We start from the raw sequence: 17,381 nt of genomic DNA on the forward strand, positions 1-17,381 counted from the left end.
TGATGCACGAGCACGCGTACGGGCCCTCGGAGATCGGGAGTGTCGTCCTCGATCTGGGCGGCGACACCGGTGCCCTGATCGTCTACACCGGCCGGGATCTGCACGGCCGGGAGATCGAGATCAGCCGGGACGGCGAACGGCGGGTCCACTCGGCGGTGCGGGAACGCCGGGTGCGCGACGGGTCGTTCCACAGTGCGGTCTATCCCGATCTGCCCGCCGGGATTTATACCGTCTGGTGGGACGGCGACACTTCCGTCGGCACCGTTTCTGTCCACGGTGGAGGGATAGCGGAATTCGTCTGGCCCAGCAGCGGTTTTCGGCCTGCCGGCTGACCGTACCCCACCGTTTTCCGATCACGCCCCGTCCACATCGTGGACGGGGCGTGATCGCTGTCGACGGCTTGACGGGCAGTCCGCGCCGTGCCGCGTTAACCTGTCCCCCACCAAGATCAGCTTCGTGGAGAGGGGTCGGCGGCCATGGTCGATGTCGCGGTGACAGTCCTTCGTCGGCGGTGCGCCACGGCAGAAAAGTCGGGCAACTCGCCGGAGAGGGCGTTACTCGGCCGGGGTCTGAATCGATAGGGCAGGTTGCGAGGCCGGGCGGTCCTGGTGGCCGGCCGGGGCTGTCGGGAGGGCGACTCCATTATCAAGTTTGGCTTGACGGCGCACGCATTACACGCGTGTAATTTGAATGGGGTTGTTCGCACGGAACGCAACAAAACCGGACCGGACGGACAAGCACGCCTTTCGCGTGGGGGGTTGCAGCGGCGATGACGCCGGTGCGCGACAAGGAGGCATTTGATGGACGGCCAGCTAGAGGTGGCCGACCTGCTCGGAAACGCGCCGGAGTGGCAGGAGCGGGCCCTGTGCTCGCAGACCGACCCCGAAGCGTTCTTTCCCGAGAAGGGCGGCTCGACCCGGGAGGCGAAGCGGATCTGCTCGCGCTGCGAGGTCAAGACTGAATGCCTCGAATACGCCCTGGGCCACGACGAGCGTTTCGGCATCTGGGGTGGGCTATCGGAGCGGGAGCGGCGCAAGTTGAAGCGGCGAGCCGCTTGAGCGGTGTGGGTCGGGGCGGTGGGGGCCGCCCGACTCAGCCGCCGTACGGCAGGTCACCCCGGCCGGGGCCGCTCAGGCCAACTCGTCGGGGTCGACACCGAGCAGGTTGGCGACCTGTTCGATGATCACGTCATGGACGAGGTCCGCGAGATCCTCGCGGTCCATCGCCCGGAACTCCAACGGTCGCCGGTACAACACGATCCGTGGTGGTACCTCCTGGCGACCGGGACGGCCCGGCAGGAGCCGGGCCAGCGGCACCTCGCCGTCCTCCAGCACGTCGGAGTCGTAGACGTTCAGATCCGGCGGGACGTCCTCGACCGCGAACTCGACGCCGGCCAGCTCCTTGGCGAACCGCCGCTCCAACGTCTCGACGGTGTCCAGGACCAGGTCGTCGAAGACCTCGGCCTTGGTGCGGGCCAGCGGGACCGTCGCCGGCACCAGACGCCCGCGCAGGCCACGCCCGTGCCGGTCGCGGTGCGCTCGCCGGCCGGGGCCGGGGCGGCGGTGTTCCGGGCTCGTCATGAGGCAAAGGGTAGCCCCCGCTCGGGGCCGGTCAGCGGCAGCGCCGCTCCCGTGGCGCGGCGCGGCGCGAGGCCCTGAATTGTGATCACCACGACGGGCGTGTCGCAACGCGAAGCGATGCGCCGGACCCGGTAATGGGGATACCCTGCCGCCGTGAGGTCACCACGGCGCTGCTCCCGTAACGGCTGCCCCCGGCAAGCGGTCGCCACATTGACCTATGTCTACAACGAGTCGACGGCGGTCGTGGGCCCGTTGGCGGCGTTCGCCGAGCCGCACACGTACGACCTGTGCGAGCCGCACGCCCGCAGCCTGACCGCGCCGCGAGGCTGGGACGTGGTCCGGCACGAGGGAGAGTTCGAGCCGCCCCCGCCCACCACCGACGACCTGGTCGCGCTGGCCGAGGCGGTCCGCGAGGCCGCCCGCCCGGCTCCCCGCCCCCCGGAGCCCGACCAGCACCACGAGAACCCCCACCAGACCGGCCGCCGAGGCCACCTCCGGGTGATCCCGCCCAACCACTGACCCGGTCAGTGCCCCAGGAGTCGGGAGAACGCGGCGGCCCGGCGCGACGGTCGCCCGTTGCGGGCTTCGGCCTCGTCGGCGCCGGTCATGATCCGTAGGCCGGCGTTCACCGCCAGCCAGCGCAGTGGCTCCGGTTCCCAGCGGGGCGAGCGGTGGTTGACCCAGGGCAGTGTGGTCAGCTCGGTGCGCTGGCCACGGATCAGGTCGGCAAGCGTGCGGCCGGCGAGGTTGCTGGAGCCGACCCCGTCCCCGACGTAGCCGCCCGCCCAGGCCAGCCCGCTGGCCCTGTCGAAACCGACCGAGGCGGCCCAGTCCCGGGCCACGCCCAGCGGGCCACCCCAGGTGTGTGTCACCGGCACGTCCGGGCCGAGCACCGGGAAGAGCCTCCCGAGGGTACGTCGCAGCGCGGCGAAGACCCGTGGCTCCCGGTCGTAGCCGGGCCGGACCCGGGACCCGAAGTGGTACGGCGCACCGCGTCCGCCGAAGGCCAGCCGCCCGTCGGCGGTGCGCTGGCCGTAGATGATCATGTGCCCGAGGTCGGTGAACGTCTCCCGCCGGGCCAGCCCGATCCGTGCCCACGTCTCGTCGGTGAGCGGCTCGGTGGCCACCATCAGCGAGTACACAGGCGCCACGGTGCGCCGCTGACCGGGCAACGTGGACGTGTACGCCTCGGTGGCCCGGACCACCACCGGCGCCCGCACCGTTCCGGACGCCGTCACCGCCGAGCCGGCCCGGATCGCGACGACAGGGGTGCCCTCGTGGATGGTCACCCCGAGCCGCTCCACAGCGCGGGCGAGACCCCGGACCAGCTTCGCCGGGTGCACTGCCGCGCAGTGCGGGGTGTACGTCCCACCGCGTACCCCCTCGGCGGCGCAGCGGGCGGCGGCCTCCTCGGCGTCGAGGACCCTCAGGTGCTCCGGGCCGAAGCCGAACGCGCGGGCCTCGCCCACGGCGGCCCGCGCCCGGGCGAACTGCGGACCGGTGCGGGCCAGTGTGACAGTGCCCCCGTCGGCCCAGTCGCAGTCGATGCCCTCCGCCGTGACCACCTGGTCGACCTCGCGCACCGTCCCGTGCAGCGCCCGCTGCATGGCGACGGCGGCGTCCCGGCCGTGTCGACGGGCCAGCCCGGTCAGCGACGTGGGGAACAGCGCGGAGCACCAGCCGCCGTTGCGGCCGGACGCGCCGTACCCGGCGATCTCCTTCTCCAGCACCGTGACACGCAGCGCAGGGTCCGCGCGGGCCAGGTGGTACGCCGTCCACAGCCCGGTGTAGCCGGCGCCCACGATCACCACGTCGGCGTCGGTGTCACCTGCCAGCGCGGGCCGTGGGGCCAGCGGCCCGTCCAACGTGGACAGCCAGTACGACAGGCCCCGGTAGCCCTCGGCGGGGTCGCCGTTCAGAGCCGCGTCCATGCCTCGGTGAGCACCGCGCGCAGGATCTGCTCGATCTCGTCGAAGTGCCGCTGGTCGGCGATCAGCGGCGGCGCGAGCTGGATGACGGGGTCACCCCGGTCGTCGGCCCGGCAGTAGAGGCCCGCCTGGAACAACGCTGTGGAAAGGAAGCCGCGCAGCAGCCGCTCCGACTCGGCCTCGTCGAAGGTCTCCCGCGACGTTTTGTCCTTGACCAACTCGATGCCGTAGAAGTAGCCGTCGCCCCGGACGTCGCCGACGATCGGCAGGTCGTACAGCTTCTCCAGGGTGGCCCGGAAGGAGCCCTCGTTGGCCCGTACGTGGCCGATGAGGTCCTCGCGGGCGAAGACCTCAAGGTTGGCCAGGGCCACCGCGCAGGAGACCGGGTGGCCGCCGAACGTCACCCCGTGGGCGAACATTCCGGTCTCGGTGAGGAACGGCTCCATCAGCCGGTCGCTGGCGATCATCGCGCCGAGCGGGGCGTATCCGGAGGTGATGCCCTTGGCGGTGGTGATGATGTCCGGCTGGAAGCCGTAGCGCACCGCGCCGAAGTATTCGCCCAGCCGGCCCCAGGAGCAGATCACCTCGTCGGAGACGAGAAGCACGTCGTACGCGTCGCAGATCTCCCGGACCCGCTCGAAGTAGCCGGGGGGCGGTGGGAAGCAGCCGCCGGAGTTCTGCACCGGCTCCAGGAAGACCGCGGCGACAGTGTCCGGCCCTTCCCGCTCGATGGCCCGGCCGATCTCGTCGGCGGCCCAGCGGCCGAACGCCTCGGGATCGTCGCCGTGCTCGGGCGCCCGGTAGAAGTTGGTGTTCGGCACCTTGATCCCGCCGGGCACCAGCGGCTCGAAGTCGCTCTTGATGCCGGGCAGGCCGGTGATCGACAGGGCGCCCATCGAGGTGCCGTGGTACGCGATGTACCGGCTGACCACCTTGTACTTGTTGGGCCTGCCGGTGCGCTTGAAGTAGGCACGGGCCAGTTTCCACGCCGCCTCCACCGCCTCCGAACCGCCGGTGGTGAAGAAGACCCGGTTCAGGTCGCCGGGGGTGAGCGAGGCGATCTTCTCGGCCAGCTCGACGGCCTTCGGGTGGGCGTACGACCAGAGCGGGAAGTAGGCGAGCTCGCCGGCCTGCTTGGCGGCGGCCTCGGCCAGCTCCGTGCGACCGTGGCCGGCGTTGACGACGAAGAGCCCGGCGAGCCCGTCGAGGTAGCGGCGGCCCTGCGCGTCCCACACGTACGCGCCCTCGCCGCGCACGATTGTCGGCACCTCACCGGCGGAGTAGCTCGCCATCCTGGTGAAGTGCATCCAGAGGTGGTCGGTGGCGTTGGCCATGTCAGCCCCATCGGTCGTCGGGCCGGTCGACGAGGTGAGACCGGCCGCTCTGACCACGGTTATCGCACAGCCGAGCCCGGAATGGCAAGTGCGATCAGTAGCGTGGAGGCTCAATGGCGACGGATTCGGCGAGAAAGAGACCTGGGAACGACGGAATCCGCACCGAGTGTCAGCCCTGCCCGTCGTCGCCCGCTCAATGCCCGGCGGTCGCCCGCTGACCCCTGTTCGGCATCCTTTGCTCTGCTTCAACGGACGCACCAGCGCGCGTCCGGTATTCGGACACGGGGTGTTGCGCCGGTTGAAGCAGAGCAAAGGACGTGAGCGGTGCCTACCCGGTCCGGGTCAGGTCGGCGCTGTCGAATGGATCAGCCGCGGATCGAGCAAAGGGGCGGCGTGGGCTTCAGGCCGTACCCCAGGTGTAGGTCTGCTTGCGGAGCTTGAGGTAGACGAACGCCTCGGTGGAGACCACGCCGGGCACGGCACGTAGCCGTTGCAGGATCTCCAGGAGGTGGTCGTCGTTGCGGCAGACCACCTCGGTGAGCAGGTCGAACGAGCCGGCGGTGATGACCACGTAGTCGACCTCGTCGAGTTCGGCGAGCCGGTCGGCCACGGACTCCAAGTCGCCGTCGGTACGCAGGCCGATCATTGCCTGGCGGGGGAAGCCCAGTTGGAGGGGGTCGGTCACGGCGACGATCTGCATGACGCCGGAGTCGAGGAGCCGTTGCACCCGCTGGCGGACCGCCGCCTCGGAGAGTCCTACCGCCTTGCCGATCGTGGCGTACGGCCGGCGGCCGTCCTCCTGGAGCTGTTCGATGATCTGCTTGGCCACATCGTCAAGCAGAGCGTGATTGGCGCCGTCACGCACAGCGACGCGTCGGCCGCCGCTGCCGTTTTCGTGCTGCCGGTTCGTCATCGTGCGCTCCCCATGTCCCGAATCGTGATGTCGCGCGTGTATCACCGCGCAGTCTGGCGTATTTCGTCGTGCATCGCTATTCCCACAACGGAATCCCTTGTAAGAGAGGTTTCCTCATGCCAGGATCAGTCGTCCATGGCACTGACCCCCCTAGGAGTCGTCATGCGTACCCCCTTTCGGCCCCTCTCCCGGCGTGGACTGCTCACCGGCACTCTCGGTTCCGCCGCTCTGCTGGCCGCGGGCGGCAGCCTCGCAGGCTGCGGCACCAAGGGTGCGCAGCAGACCGAGGCCGGCTGCGTCAGCGAGGACCTGTCCGGCACCGAGAAGAAGCTTGCCTTCTCCAACTGGCCGCAGTACATGGACGTCGACGAAGCTGACGAGTCCAAGAGGCCCAGCCTGGACGGGTTCATCGCGAAGAGCGGAATCCAGGTCACCTACACCGAGGACATCAACGACAACAACGAGTTCTTCGGCAAGGTCCAGAATCAGCTAGCCGCCTGCCAGAGCACCGACCGGGACATCATCGTCCTGACCGACTGGATGGCGGCGCGGATGATCCGGCTCGGCTGGATCCAGAAGCTCGACCCGGCGAAGATCCCGAATGTCCAGGCAAACCTGTTGCCGTCGCTTGTCAGCCGCTCCTTCGACGCCGAGAACCGGATCGCCATCCCGTGGCAGTCCGGCCTCGCCGGGTTGGCGTACAACGGCAGCGTCACGAAGGAGCTGCGGACCGTCGACGAGCTGCTGACCCGGCCCGACCTCAAGGGCAAGGTGACGGCGCTCAGCGAGATGCGCGACACCATGGGCCTGCTGCTCGGCGCGGGCGGCCACGATCCGTCGAACTTCACGAGCGCCCAGTTCGACGACGCGCTCAACAAGCTCAAGAAGGCAGTCGACTCCGGACAGATCCGCAAGTTCACCGGCAACGACTACGCACCCGACCTGGCCAAGGGCGACATCGCTGCGTGCATCGGCTGGTCCGGCGACGTCATCCAGCTCGCCGGTGACAACCCGAAGGTGCAGTTCGTCGCCCCCGACTCCGGCGCGATGCTGTTCAGCGACAACATGATGGTTCCCAACAAGGCCACCCACAAGGGCAACGCCGAGGCCCTGATCAACTACTACTACGAGCCGGCCGTCGCCGCGAAGCTCGCCGCGTACGTCAACTACATCTGCCCGGTCAAGGGCGCCCAGGCCGAGATGGAGAAGATCGACCCCGAGCTCGCCGCCAACCCGCTGATCTTCCCCGACGAGGCGCTGCTGTCGAAGTCCAAGGTGTTCATGACCCTGGACGAGAAGCAGGAGAAAGAGTACGAAGGCAAGTTCCAGCAGGTCATCGGGGCGTGACGGGAATGGCGCGCGAGACACCGGCGGGCGACCTGCGCCTTGCCAACCTCACCAAGCGCTTCGGCATCTTCACCGCCGTCGACGATCTCAGCCTCAGCATCGAACAGGGGTCGTTCTTCGCGCTGCTCGGCGCGTCCGGCTGCGGCAAGACCACCACCCTGCGGATGATCGCCGGGCTGGAGGAGCCGACGAGCGGTCAGGTGCTGCTCGGCGACCGCGACATCGCCCGGCTGCGGCCGTACAAACGGCCAGTCAACACGGTGTTCCAGAGCTACGCGCTCTTTCCACACCTGAGCATCTTCGAGAACGTGGCCTTCGGGCTGCGTCGGCGCGGGATCCGCTCGGTAAACGACGAGGTCCTGCGGATGCTGTCACTGGTGCAGCTCGACGGCTTCGGCGATCGCCGCCCGGCCCAGCTCTCCGGCGGCCAGCAGCAGCGGGTCGCGCTGGCCCGTGCGCTGATCAACCAGCCGCAGGTGCTGCTGCTCGACGAGCCGCTGGGCGCACTCGACCTGAAGCTGCGCCGGCAGATGCAGATCGAGCTGAAGCGGATCCAGACCGAGGTGGGCATCACCTTCGTGCACGTGACGCACGACCAGGAGGAGGCCATGACGATGGCCGACACCGTAGCGGTGATGAACGCCGGCCGTATCGAACAGCTCGGCGCCCCGGCCGACATCTACGAGTTCCCGGCCACCGCGTTCGTGGCGAACTTCCTCGGCCAGTCCAACCTGCTCGCCGCCGAGGCCGCCGGGACCAGCGGCGAAGAGGTCGCGGTGACGGCGCACGGCGCGCGTTTCTCGGTGCCCGCCGGCCGGGTCCGGGCCGACCGAGGTCCGGTCCACCTTGGGGTACGCCCGGAGAAGCTCCACCTGGTCGGCTCCGCCGACCAGGTGCCCGCCGGCCATCAGCACGTCACAGGGGTCGTCACCGATGCCTCCTACGTGGGGGTCAGCACGCAGTACCTGCTGCGCACCGGCTGGGGCACCGAACTGTCGGTCTTCGCGGCGAACAGCGGAACCTCGGCTCAGGTGGCGGTCGGCAGCGAAGCGGTGGCGTACTGGGATCCGCGGCACGCTTTCCTGCTGCCCCGCGACGCCGCCGACACCGACCGGACCACGCCGGTTCTCGACGAGCCGGTCGGCGCGTCGTCATGACCCTTCTGGCGCCCACCAGATCGGGGAAGGCTCCGGCCCCACCACCGGCGCCTCGGCCCGGGCGGTACCGGCTGCTGCCGTACCTGTTGCTGCTGCCCGGTGCGGCCTGGCTGCTGGTGTTCTTCGGTGTGCCGCTGCTGCAACTCGCCGCCGCGAGCCTGTACGACCCCAACGGTTCGCTTTCCACCGGCTACGCGATGACGTGGGCGTTCGGCAACTACCCGGACGTGGTGCAGGCGTACTGGCCGCAGTTTTTGCGCTCGTTCGGCTACGCCTTCGTGGCCCTGGTGCTGGCGCTGCTGCTGGGCTACCCGCTGGCGTACGCCATCGCGCAGAAGGCCGGCCGGTGGAAGAACCTGCTGCTGGTGTGTGTGGTCGCGCCGATGTTCACAAGCTTCCTGGTCCGCACACTGGCCTGGAAGACGATCCTGTCGGACAACGGTGCGCTTGTCGGCCTGCTGCGGGACGTACACCTGCTCGGCCCGGACGGTCGACTGCTTGCCACCCCGTTCGCCGTGGTGCTCGGGCTGACGTACAACTTCCTGCCGTTTCTGGTGCTGCCGCTGTACGCGAGCCTGGAGCGGCTGGACCACCGGCTGCTGGAGGCGGCGAGTGACCTGTACGCGAGCCCGGTGCAGGCGTTCCGCCGGGTGACGCTGCCGCTGTCCATGCCCGGCCTCGTCGCCGGCACGTTGCTGTTCTTCATTCCGGCCAGCGGCGACTACATCAATGCCGAACTGCTCGGTACCCCCAACGAGTACATGATCGGCAACGTCATCGACTCGGCGTTCCTGGTGCGGCTGGACTACCCGCAGGGCGCCGCGCTGTCGTTCCTGCTGATGGCGGCGATCCTCGCTGTGGTCTTCGGGTATCTGCGCAGGGCCGGCACGGACGAGGTGTTGTGATGAGCGCGAGGAGTGCAGCGCAGCGGAGCCCCGCAGTCGCGAATCCAAGGAGGCTGTGATGAGCGCGAGGAGTGCAGCGCAGCGGAGCCCCGCAGTCGCGAATCCAAGGAGGCTGTGATGAGCGCGAGGAGTGCAGCGCAGCGGAGCCCCGCAGTCGCGAATGGAAGGCGGCTCTGGTGAGGGTGTCGCGCTGGCTTGCTGACCGCTGGGTGATGATCGTCGCGCTGCTGGTGCTCGGCTATCTGGCGCTGCCGATCCTCGTGGTGGCGGGGCTGTCGTTCAACCGTCCGTCGAGTCGCCTGTCGTACGACTTCAACGAGTTCACGCTGGACAACTGGCGGCAGCCGTGCGCCACCTCCGACATGTGCGACGCGGTGGTCCGCAGCGTGCAGATCGGCTTCATCTCCACAGTGGCCGCCACAGTGCTCGGCACCCTGATGGCGTTCGCGCTGGTCCGGCACCGATTCCGGGGTCGGTCCGGCGTCAACGTGCTGATCTTCCTGCCGATGGCCACCCCGGAACTGGTGATGGGCACGTCGCTGCTGGCGCTGTTCGTGTCGGCGGGCGTACCCCTGGGCTTCTGGACCGTCGTCATCGCGCACGTCATGTTCTGCGTGTCGTTCGTCGTGGTGACGGTGAAGGCGCGGCTTGCCGGGATGGACCGGCGGCTGGAGGAAGCCGCCATGGACCTGTACGCGAGCGAGTGGCAGACGTTCCGACGGATCACCCTGCCGCTGGTGCTGCCGGGCATCGTCGCCGCCGCGTTGCTGGCCTTCTCGTTGAGCTTCGACGACTTCATCATCACGAACTTCAACGCCGGCACCACAGTCACGTTCCCGATGTACGTCTGGGGTGCCGCCCAGCGGGGCATCCCACCGCAGGTGAACGTCATCGGCACCGCGATGTTCGTGATCGCCCTGCTGCTGGTCGGGCTCAGCTCGCTGCGGGGGCGACGGGCCCGCCGCGCCAACCTGCTGGCCCGTACGGCACCTCAACCGCGCCGGTCGTCATGAGCCCGGCGGTGGGTCGTCCGACAGGTCTTCGGTCATGACCCTTCCGCAGGTCGACAGGGCGCTCGCCGACGCGGCACCCGTGCCGTACTGGCTGGACCGTCCCGACCGCCCCGACCCGCTGCCGCCACTCGTCGGCCCGCAGACCGCCGACCTGCTCGTGATCGGCGGCGGGTACGGCGGGCTCTGGGCAGCACTGCTGGCCAAGCAGGCGAACCCCGACCGCGATGTCCTGCTTGTCGACGCCGGCACCTGCGGCTGGGCCGCGTCCGGGCGCAACGGCGGGTTCTGCGCGGCGTCGCTCACCCACGGGCTCGCCAACGGCGTCGAGCGTTTCCCCGACGAGGTCGGCGAGCTGGAACGCCTCGGCCGGGAAAACCTGGACGCCATCGCCGCCACAGTCGCCGACCACGACATCGACTGCGACTTCGAACGTACCGGCGAGCTTGCCGTCGCCGTCGAGCCGTACCAACTCGACGGGCTGGCCGCCGACGCGGAGCTGGCCCGCCGGTACGGCCACCGGGTACGGCTGCTCGACCGGGACGAGGTGCGCGCCGAGGTCGACTCACCGACGTACCTGGGTGGGATGTTCGACGCCGACCGGGTGGCAATGGTGGACCCGGCGAAGCTGGCGTGGGGTCTGCGCCGCGCCTGCCTCGACCTCGGCGTGCGGGTGCACGAGCACACCCGGGTCACCGGGCTGCGCGCCGACGGCGCTGCGCTGCGTGCCGCCACCCTCGGCGCAGACGCCGGCGATCCCGCCGCCGGTGGGCGGCCCGGATCGGTGCGGGCGCGGCGGGTCGTCCTGGCCACCAACGCGTTTCCGCCGCTGCTGCGCCGGCTGCGCGCGTACGTGGTGCCGGTCTACGACCACGTGTTGATGACCGAGCCACTCACTCCAGCCCAGCGGGACGCGATCGGCTGGCGCAACAGGCAGGGGCTGGCGGACACCGGCAACCAGTTCCACTACTACCGGATGACCACCGACGGGCGGATTCTCTTCGGCGGCTACGACGCGGTCTACCACTACGGCAACCGGGTCGCCCCCGAGCTGGAGCAGCGCCCGGCCACCTTCACCACCCTCGCCGAGCATTTCTTCACCACGTTCCCGCAGCTCGCCGACGTGCACTTCAGCCACCGCTGGGGCGGCGTCATCGACACCTGCACCCGGTTCTGCCCGTTCTACGGCACCGCCTTCGACGGCCGACTGGCGTACGCGGCCGGCTACACAGGGCTCGGTGTCGGCGCCACACGCTTCTCCGCCCGGGTGCTGCTCGACCTGCTCGACGGCGGGAACACCCCGCTGATCCGGCTCGACCTGGTACGCCGCAAGCCGTTGCCGTTCCCACCGGAACCCATCCGGGCGATCGGCATCAACCTCACCCGCCGGTCGATGGCCCGCGCCGACGCACGCGAGGGCCGGCGCGACCTGTGGCTGCGTACCCTCGATCGTCTTGGTTTGGGGTTCGATTCCTGATGCGTATCCTGCTCATCGGTGCCGGTGGCGTCGGGTCCGCAGCCGTCGCCATCGCCGCCCGCCGCAGCTTCTTCGAGACGATTGTGGTCGCCGACTACGACCGGGACCGGGCCAGCCGCGCGATCAGCGGGCACGGTGACCGCTTCGTCGCCGCCCGGTTGGACGCCTCCTCGGCAGACGCGGTCGCGGCGCTCTGCCGGGAGCACCGGATCACCCACGTGCTCAACGCTGTCGACCCGCGCTTCGTCATGCCGATCTTCGACGGCGCGTTCGCGGCCGGGGCCGACTACCTGGACATGGCGATGTCGTTGTCGCACCCGCACCCCGCCCTTCCGTACTCCGAGACCGGGGTAAAGCTCGGCGACGAACAGTTCGCCGTCGCGGACCGGTGGGTCGACGCCGGCCGGATGGCGCTGTGCGGCATCGGCGTCGAACCGGGCCTGTCCGACGTTTTCGCCCGCTATGCCGCCGACGAACTGTTCAGTGAGATCGACGAGATCGGCGTCCGCGACGGCGCGAACCTGACCGTCGACGGCTACGACTTCGCGCCCTCCTTCTCCATCTGGACCACCATCGAGGAGTGCCTCAACCCGCCAGTGATCTGGGAGAAGGGCCGGGGCTGGTACACCACGGAGCCGTTCAGCGAGCCGGAGGTGTTCCACTTCCCCGAGGGCATCGGACCGGTCGAGTGCGTAAACGTGGAACACGAAGAGGTGCTGCTCATCCCGCGCTGGGTCGACGCCCGGAAGGTCACCTTCAAGTACGGCCTCGGCGACGAGTTCATCGAGGTGCTCAAGACGCTGCACAAGCTCGGCCTGGACGCGACCACGCCCGTGCGGGTACGCGGCGTCGACGTGTCCCCGCGCGACGTGGTGGCCGCCAGCCTGCCCGACCCGGCAACGCTAGGCGACCGGATGCGCGGCAAGACCTGCGCCGGCACCTGGGTGCGCGGCCTCGGCCGCGACGGGCAGCCCCGCGAGGTCTACCTCTACCACGTGGTCGACAACGAGTGGTCGATGCGGGAGTACGGCCACCAGGCAGTGGTGTGGCAGACGGCGGTCAACCCGGTCGTGGCACTGGAACTGCTGGCCGACGGCGTCTGGTCCGGCGTCGGGGTGCTGGGCCCGGAGGCGCTACCCCCAGTGCCGTTCCTCGACCTGCTGACCGCGTACGGCTCGCCGTGGGGGTTGGAGGAGCGGAATCATGAATGGGCCGAACGCCACCCGTCCGCCGCGATCACCCGTCGTCCGGTTCAGGGCTGAACCCGCACAAGCCCACCCTGAACCCCGCTGACCGCCGCAGTGACGCCAACCCGACACGTCATCGGCGGCTCCCGGGCGACCTCGGCGTATCCGCCGTAGGTTCGCTTGATGCGTGACGATTTATGCCTTTGCTGCATGTACGGGTTGCCCGTTCGGCTTTCAGTCTTGGCCGTGGGGCGGCCCGGAATGCCGTGTTCGGCGCTGACCGTCACCGATGCGTGGCACTGGTGGTAGCCGATGAACGTCCGGTGTGGATCAGGCGGCACACATGACGAGCACGACGGTGGATATTGCACAAAGTATTTGCGACGACACTCATCGCCGTGACGATGCATCCACCGCCGTTTCCTGGCCCGCCGCACGCACCGTCGTCCGGGCCCCGACCGAACTGGTTCCGCCGGGCCAGTCCCGCGAGTCGAGTCGCCGTGATCCTCGGCTCGATCGCACTGTCGTTCCTACTGCTCTGCTGCGCCGGCAGCGCGATCGTCGGCGCGATGGTCGGCGAGCCGACGCCCGGCCGCACCAATACCGCGGCCGACGAAGCGCAGCAGCCCATCCTGGCGGCGCCGGCCGAGCCGACCGAGGCCCCCGCGCAGGCGGTGCCGCCGATTGCCGCACCCTCCATCGCACCCTCCGCCGCGGCCGAACCGTCGGCCCCGCCGTCCCCGTCCAGTGCTGCGCCCGCGCCGGTGGTGCAGGTCTCGACCGTGACGGAGCGGGCCACGATCCGACACGGCGAGCGGACCGTAAAGGATTCGTCCCTGGCCGAGGGCAAGCGGGTCGTACGGACCAAGGGCGCCAACGGCATCCGGACCCTGACCTACGAGGTGACCACCACCGACGGGGTGCAGACGGGCAAGAAGCTGGTCAAGTCCACGGTCACGAAGCAGCCGGTTACCCAGGTCGTCGCCATCGGTACCAAGAAGGCGCAGTCATCCAAGTGCGACCCGAACTACACCCCCTGCGTACCCATTGCCAGCGATGTCGACTGCGCAGGAGGCAGCGGCAACGGTCCTGCCTACGTCAGCGGAGTCGTCAAGGTCATCGGCATCGACATCTACGACCTGGACCGCGACAACGACGGCTACGGCTGCGACTAATCCCCAACCAACACCAGCCCAGCCCTGCCCCCGCCTCGCCCCGCCCCGCTTGCGTCGATCATGGAGTTGTGGTGGGCGGTCAGCACCGATTTGCGGCCTCTGTCCGGCACCACAACTCCATGATCGACGGGAACGGGGCTCGGGGCCATAGCACGGATGGCGTTTGATTGGGGGTTGTGCACAGGGGCGGTGGTTATCCACAAGGTGCCGAGTTGGGGGCGCCGGATCCCCAGGTTTGGCTGCAGATTCTCAGGCATGACGGAGGGCCTTTTTCGATACTCGGAGCTGCTCGCTGCGGGCCTCAGTCGGGAACAGGTGCGGAGGCTGGCAGAGCAGTCCAGGCTGCGCCGGTTGTCGCGGAGCGTCTACGCGCCCTCGGCGTACTCGCCGAAGCACCTGCCCGCGATCTTTCGGCGGCTGCCTGACAGTGCGGTCGTCGGCTTCCATACCGGCGCGCAGTTGCACGGCTTCGGCGACGCCCGCAGCGCCGACGTCCACATAATCGTGCCGGCCGGGGAGAGCGTTCCGCACATCCGGGGGGTCGTTGCCCACGAGGCGGTTCTGCCCGTGCGCGACCCGGTGCTACTGGGCGGAGTGCCTTGTGCTCCCGCCGCCCGGTGTGCGGTCGACCTGGCCCGATCAATGCGTCGGATGGACGCGATGCCGCTACTGGACCTGTGCCTTCGCGTCGGCGCCTGCCGACCTGAGGAACTTCGGATCGAAGTCGATCGGCACGAACGCCTGCGCGGCGTATGCCAGGCGCGCGAGCTCGTGCCACGTGCCGACCCTCGCGCGGAGTGTCGACAGGAAAGCCAGCTCAGGCTGGTGTTGATCGATGGAGGACTCCCGCCGCCGGAGCCGCAGCTCTGGGTCCCCGACGGCAACGGGATACCGCTGTACCGCCTTGACCTTGGCTACCGGCAACGCAGGGTCGGAGTCGAGTACGACGGCTCGTCCCACCTGGACCGTGACCGGCTCCGGCGTGATCGGTCCCGGATGAACTGGCTCGCCGCCAACGGTTGGCAAATGCGCCACTTCACCGACCTGGACCTCTACCGCCGCCCAGCACACATCATCGCCACCCTCGCTCCTCTCCTCCTCCACCCGTAACCCAACCCGCCCCCGCCCTCCCGACCCCCGACCCGACCCCGCCCTCCCGACCCCCGACCTCCGGGCTCCTGGCCTGACCAGCCGCCGCCCGTCGATCATGGAGTTGTGGTGCCTCACAAAAGGTGCAACTAGTCATCCAGCGCCCACCACAACTCCATGATCGACGCGGCAGGGCGGGGCGGACGGGGCCCGGAAAAGCGGGGGCGGGGGCGGGGCGGGGGCGAGGTGAGGTGAGGGGCGGGAGGGAGGGGTGGGGTGGGGTGGGTTAGGGGGCTAGGTGGGAGCGGATTAGGAAGCGGACGCCGTCTGGGGCTTCCAGGGAGAAGCCGCTGCCTCGGCCTGGGACCACGTCGACGGTGAGCCTCGTGTGTTTCCACAGTTCCCACTGGGACTTCGAGATCCAGAACTCGACTGGCTCGGGCACCTCGTCGACCGTGAGCGAGGCGAGTAGTACGTCGGACGAGCCGGTACGGAACTCGCCCGCCGGGTAGCACATCGGGGCGCTGCCGTCACAGCAGCCGCCGGACTGGTGGAACATCAGCGGCCCGTGCCGCCCCCGCAGTGACCGGATCAGCTCGGCCGCCGCAGGGGTCAGAGCGACTGGAGACGCCGCACCCGGCACCGCGGCACCAGGTGACCCTGGCACCGCGGCATCCGGTGACCGAGGCGCCGCGGCACCAGGTGACCCTGGCACCGCGCCGCCGACGGATGTGTCGCTCATCAGAAGAAGCCGAGCTTCTTGGTGGAGTAGCTGATCAGCAGGTTCTTGGTCTGCTGGTAGTGCTCCAGCATCATCTTGTGGTTCTCCCGCCCGATGCCGGACTGCTTGTACCCGCCGAACGCGGCGTGCGCCGGGTACGCGTGGTAGCAGTTCGTCCACACTCGACCGGCCTGGATGGCACGCCCGGCCCGGTACGCGGTGTTCATGTCCCGGCTCCACACGCCCGCGCCGAGCCCGTACAGGGTGTCGTTGGCAATTTTCACGGCGTCGTCGAGGTCGGCGAACGAGGTCACCGACACGACCGGCCCGAAGATCTCCTCCTGGAAGATGCGCATCGAGTTGTCGCCCTCGAAGATGGTGGGCTGCACGTAGTAGCCGCCGGACAGTTCGCCGCCGAGGTCGGCGCGCGCTCCTCCGGTCAGCACCTTGGCGCCTTCCTGCCGGCCGATGTCCAGGTAGGACAGGATTTTCTCCAACTGGTCGTTGGAGGCCTGCGCCCCGATCATCGTGTCGGTGTCCAGCGGGTGTCCGGCGACGATCGCCTTCGTGCGCGCCACTGCCGCGTCCAGGAAATCGCTGTAGTGGCCCTGCTGGATCAGCGCCCGGGACGGGCAGGTGCAGACCTCGCCCTGGTTGAGGGCGAACATGGTGAAGCCTTCGAGCGCCTTGTCCAGGAAGTCGTCGGAGGCGGCGCTGACGTCGTCGAAGAAGATGTTCGGGCTCTTGCCGCCCAGCTCAAGGGTGACGGGTTTGATGTTCTCACTGGCGTACTGCATGATCAGCCGCCCGGTGGTGGTCTCGCCGGTGAACGCGACCTTCGCGACCCGGGGCGAGGATGCCAGCGGCTTGCCGGCCTCCACGCCGAAGCCGTTGACGATGTTGAGCACGCCCGGCGGCAGCAGGTCCGCCACCAGCGACAGCCAGTAGTGGATGGACGCGGGCGTCTGCTCGGCCGGCTTGAGCACCACGGCGTTGCCGGCGGCGAGCGCGGGCGCCAGCTTCCAGGTTGCCATGAGGATCGGGAAGTTCCACGGGATGATCTGCCCGACCACGCCGAGCGGCTCGTGGAAGTGGTAGGCCACTGTGTCGTCGTCGAGTTCGCCGAGCGAGCCCTCCTGCGCACGGATCGCCCCGGCGAAGTAGCGGAAGTGGTCGATGGCGAGAGGGATGTCGGCGGCGAGGGTCTCCCGGACCGGCTTGCCGTTCTCCCAGCTCTCGGCGATGGCGAGCGATTCCAGGTTGTCCTGCATGCGGTCGGCGATCCGGTTGAGGATCAGCGCCCGCTCGGCCACCGAGGTCCGCCCCCACGCGTCGGCGGCGCCGTGCGCGGCGTCCAGGGCCTTCTCCACGTCGGGGGCGGTGCCCCGGGCGACCTCGGTGAAGGTCTGCCCGGTGACCGGGGTGGGGTTCTCGAAGTAGTCACCACCGTGCGGCTTGACGTACTCGCCGCCGATGAAGTGGTCGTAACGGGTCTGCCAGTGGGTGGGCGCGTCGTAGCGCGTCATGGTTACCTCCGCCGTCGTTGTGCGGGTGTGCC

General features: G+C 69.3%; 17 protein-coding genes. 11 read left to right on the plus strand and 6 right to left on the minus strand.

Annotation, left to right across the window (positions count from 1 at the left end; translation table 11 throughout):
* The first annotated feature begins 2 nt into the window (after positions 1 to 2).
* A complete protein-coding gene (locus ACPXB1_RS02420; RefSeq protein WP_355597292.1) occupies positions 3 to 332 on the plus strand; it encodes a phospholipase in 330 nt (109 codons plus the stop codon).
* Positions 333 to 800: 468 nt separating this feature from the next.
* Positions 801 to 1,058: a WhiB family transcriptional regulator gene (locus ACPXB1_RS02425; protein ID WP_007455784.1), complete on the plus strand. Its 258-nt coding sequence runs from the start codon at positions 801 to 803 to the stop codon at positions 1,056 to 1,058.
* 72 nt (positions 1,059 to 1,130) lie between these two features.
* Here ACPXB1_RS02425 and ACPXB1_RS02430 read toward each other — a convergent pair whose 3' ends face one another.
* Positions 1,131 to 1,580: a metallopeptidase family protein gene (locus tag ACPXB1_RS02430; RefSeq protein WP_007455785.1), complete on the minus strand. Its 450-nt coding sequence runs from the start codon at positions 1,578 to 1,580 to the stop codon at positions 1,131 to 1,133.
* Between the two features lie 153 nt (positions 1,581 to 1,733).
* On the opposite strand from ACPXB1_RS02430, the gene ACPXB1_RS02435 reads away from it, so the two are divergent.
* A complete protein-coding gene (locus tag ACPXB1_RS02435) occupies positions 1,734 to 2,099 on the plus strand; it encodes a DUF3499 domain-containing protein (protein WP_053658603.1) in 366 nt (121 codons plus the stop codon).
* Positions 2,100 to 2,104: 5 nt separating this feature from the next.
* On the opposite strand, the gene ACPXB1_RS02440 is transcribed toward ACPXB1_RS02435, so the two are convergent.
* The 3 genes from ACPXB1_RS02440 to ACPXB1_RS02450 form a co-directional block, all read right to left on the minus strand.
* Positions 2,105 to 3,511 (minus strand): NAD(P)/FAD-dependent oxidoreductase, encoded by a 1,407-nt coding sequence (locus tag ACPXB1_RS02440; RefSeq protein ID WP_355597294.1) that lies wholly within the window; start codon positions 3,509 to 3,511, stop codon positions 2,105 to 2,107.
* Entirely contained in the window at positions 3,496 to 4,842 is a 1,347-nt protein-coding gene (locus tag ACPXB1_RS02445; protein ID WP_355597296.1) for an aspartate aminotransferase family protein, read from the minus strand. The genes ACPXB1_RS02440 and ACPXB1_RS02445 overlap by 16 nt, the downstream gene beginning before the upstream one ends.
* Before the next feature lie 400 nt (positions 4,843 to 5,242).
* Entirely contained in the window at positions 5,243 to 5,755 is a 513-nt protein-coding gene (locus tag ACPXB1_RS02450) for an Lrp/AsnC family transcriptional regulator (protein WP_053658609.1), read from the minus strand.
* Positions 5,756 to 5,917: 162 nt separating this feature from the next.
* Between ACPXB1_RS02450 and ACPXB1_RS02455 the strand changes: the two genes are divergently transcribed.
* The 8 genes from ACPXB1_RS02455 (at position 5,918) to ACPXB1_RS02490 (ending at position 15,123) form a co-directional block, all read left to right on the plus strand.
* Positions 5,918 to 7,102, plus strand: a complete 1,185-nt coding sequence (locus ACPXB1_RS02455) for an ABC transporter substrate-binding protein (RefSeq protein ID WP_425734726.1) — start codon at positions 5,918 to 5,920, stop codon at positions 7,100 to 7,102.
* Positions 7,103 to 7,107: 5 nt separating this feature from the next.
* Complete coding sequence (locus ACPXB1_RS02460) at positions 7,108 to 8,259, plus strand: ABC transporter ATP-binding protein (RefSeq protein ID WP_425734771.1); 1,152 nt, start codon at positions 7,108 to 7,110, stop codon at positions 8,257 to 8,259.
* The gene (locus tag ACPXB1_RS02465; protein ID WP_425734727.1) at positions 8,256 to 9,164 is read left to right on the plus strand and encodes an ABC transporter permease; all 909 of its coding nucleotides are present in this window, start codon (positions 8,256 to 8,258) and stop codon (positions 9,162 to 9,164) included. Before ACPXB1_RS02460 ends, ACPXB1_RS02465 begins: the two co-directional genes overlap by 4 nt.
* A gap of 176 nt (positions 9,165 to 9,340) precedes the next feature.
* Positions 9,341 to 10,177 carry an ABC transporter permease gene (locus ACPXB1_RS02470; protein WP_355597304.1) on the plus strand — a complete coding sequence of 279 codons (837 nt, stop codon included), beginning with the start codon at positions 9,341 to 9,343 and terminating at the stop codon, positions 10,175 to 10,177.
* 34 nt (positions 10,178 to 10,211) lie between these two features.
* On the plus strand, positions 10,212 to 11,651 hold the full coding sequence (locus ACPXB1_RS02475; protein ID WP_425734728.1) for an NAD(P)/FAD-dependent oxidoreductase: 1,440 nt from the start codon (positions 10,212 to 10,214) through the stop codon (positions 11,649 to 11,651).
* Positions 11,651 to 12,913, plus strand: coding sequence for a saccharopine dehydrogenase C-terminal domain-containing protein (locus tag ACPXB1_RS02480; protein WP_425734729.1), 1,263 nt, complete (start codon positions 11,651 to 11,653; stop codon positions 12,911 to 12,913). The genes ACPXB1_RS02475 and ACPXB1_RS02480 overlap by 1 nt, the downstream gene beginning before the upstream one ends.
* Positions 12,914 to 13,407: 494 nt before the next feature.
* Positions 13,408 to 14,013 (plus strand): G5 domain-containing protein, encoded by a 606-nt coding sequence (locus tag ACPXB1_RS02485; protein ID WP_355597310.1) that lies wholly within the window; start codon positions 13,408 to 13,410, stop codon positions 14,011 to 14,013.
* A 255-nt stretch (positions 14,014 to 14,268) separates the two neighbouring features.
* Entirely contained in the window at positions 14,269 to 15,123 is an 855-nt protein-coding gene (locus ACPXB1_RS02490; RefSeq protein WP_355631688.1) for a type IV toxin-antitoxin system AbiEi family antitoxin domain-containing protein, read from the plus strand.
* 265 nt (positions 15,124 to 15,388) lie between these two features.
* Here ACPXB1_RS02490 and ACPXB1_RS02495 read toward each other — a convergent pair whose 3' ends face one another.
* The gene (locus tag ACPXB1_RS02495; RefSeq protein WP_425734772.1) at positions 15,389 to 15,745 is read right to left on the minus strand and encodes a DUF779 domain-containing protein; all 357 of its coding nucleotides are present in this window, start codon (positions 15,743 to 15,745) and stop codon (positions 15,389 to 15,391) included.
* A gap of 98 nt (positions 15,746 to 15,843) precedes the next feature.
* Positions 15,844 to 17,349, minus strand: coding sequence for an aldehyde dehydrogenase (adh, locus tag ACPXB1_RS02500; protein WP_355629155.1), 1,506 nt, complete (start codon positions 17,347 to 17,349; stop codon positions 15,844 to 15,846).
* Positions 17,350 to 17,381: the final 32 nt, after the last annotated feature.

The sequence above is a fragment of the Micromonospora sp. DT68 genome, from assembly GCF_049847245.1.
In the GTDB taxonomy this organism is placed as follows: domain Bacteria; phylum Actinomycetota; class Actinomycetes; order Mycobacteriales; family Micromonosporaceae; genus Micromonospora; species Micromonospora profundi.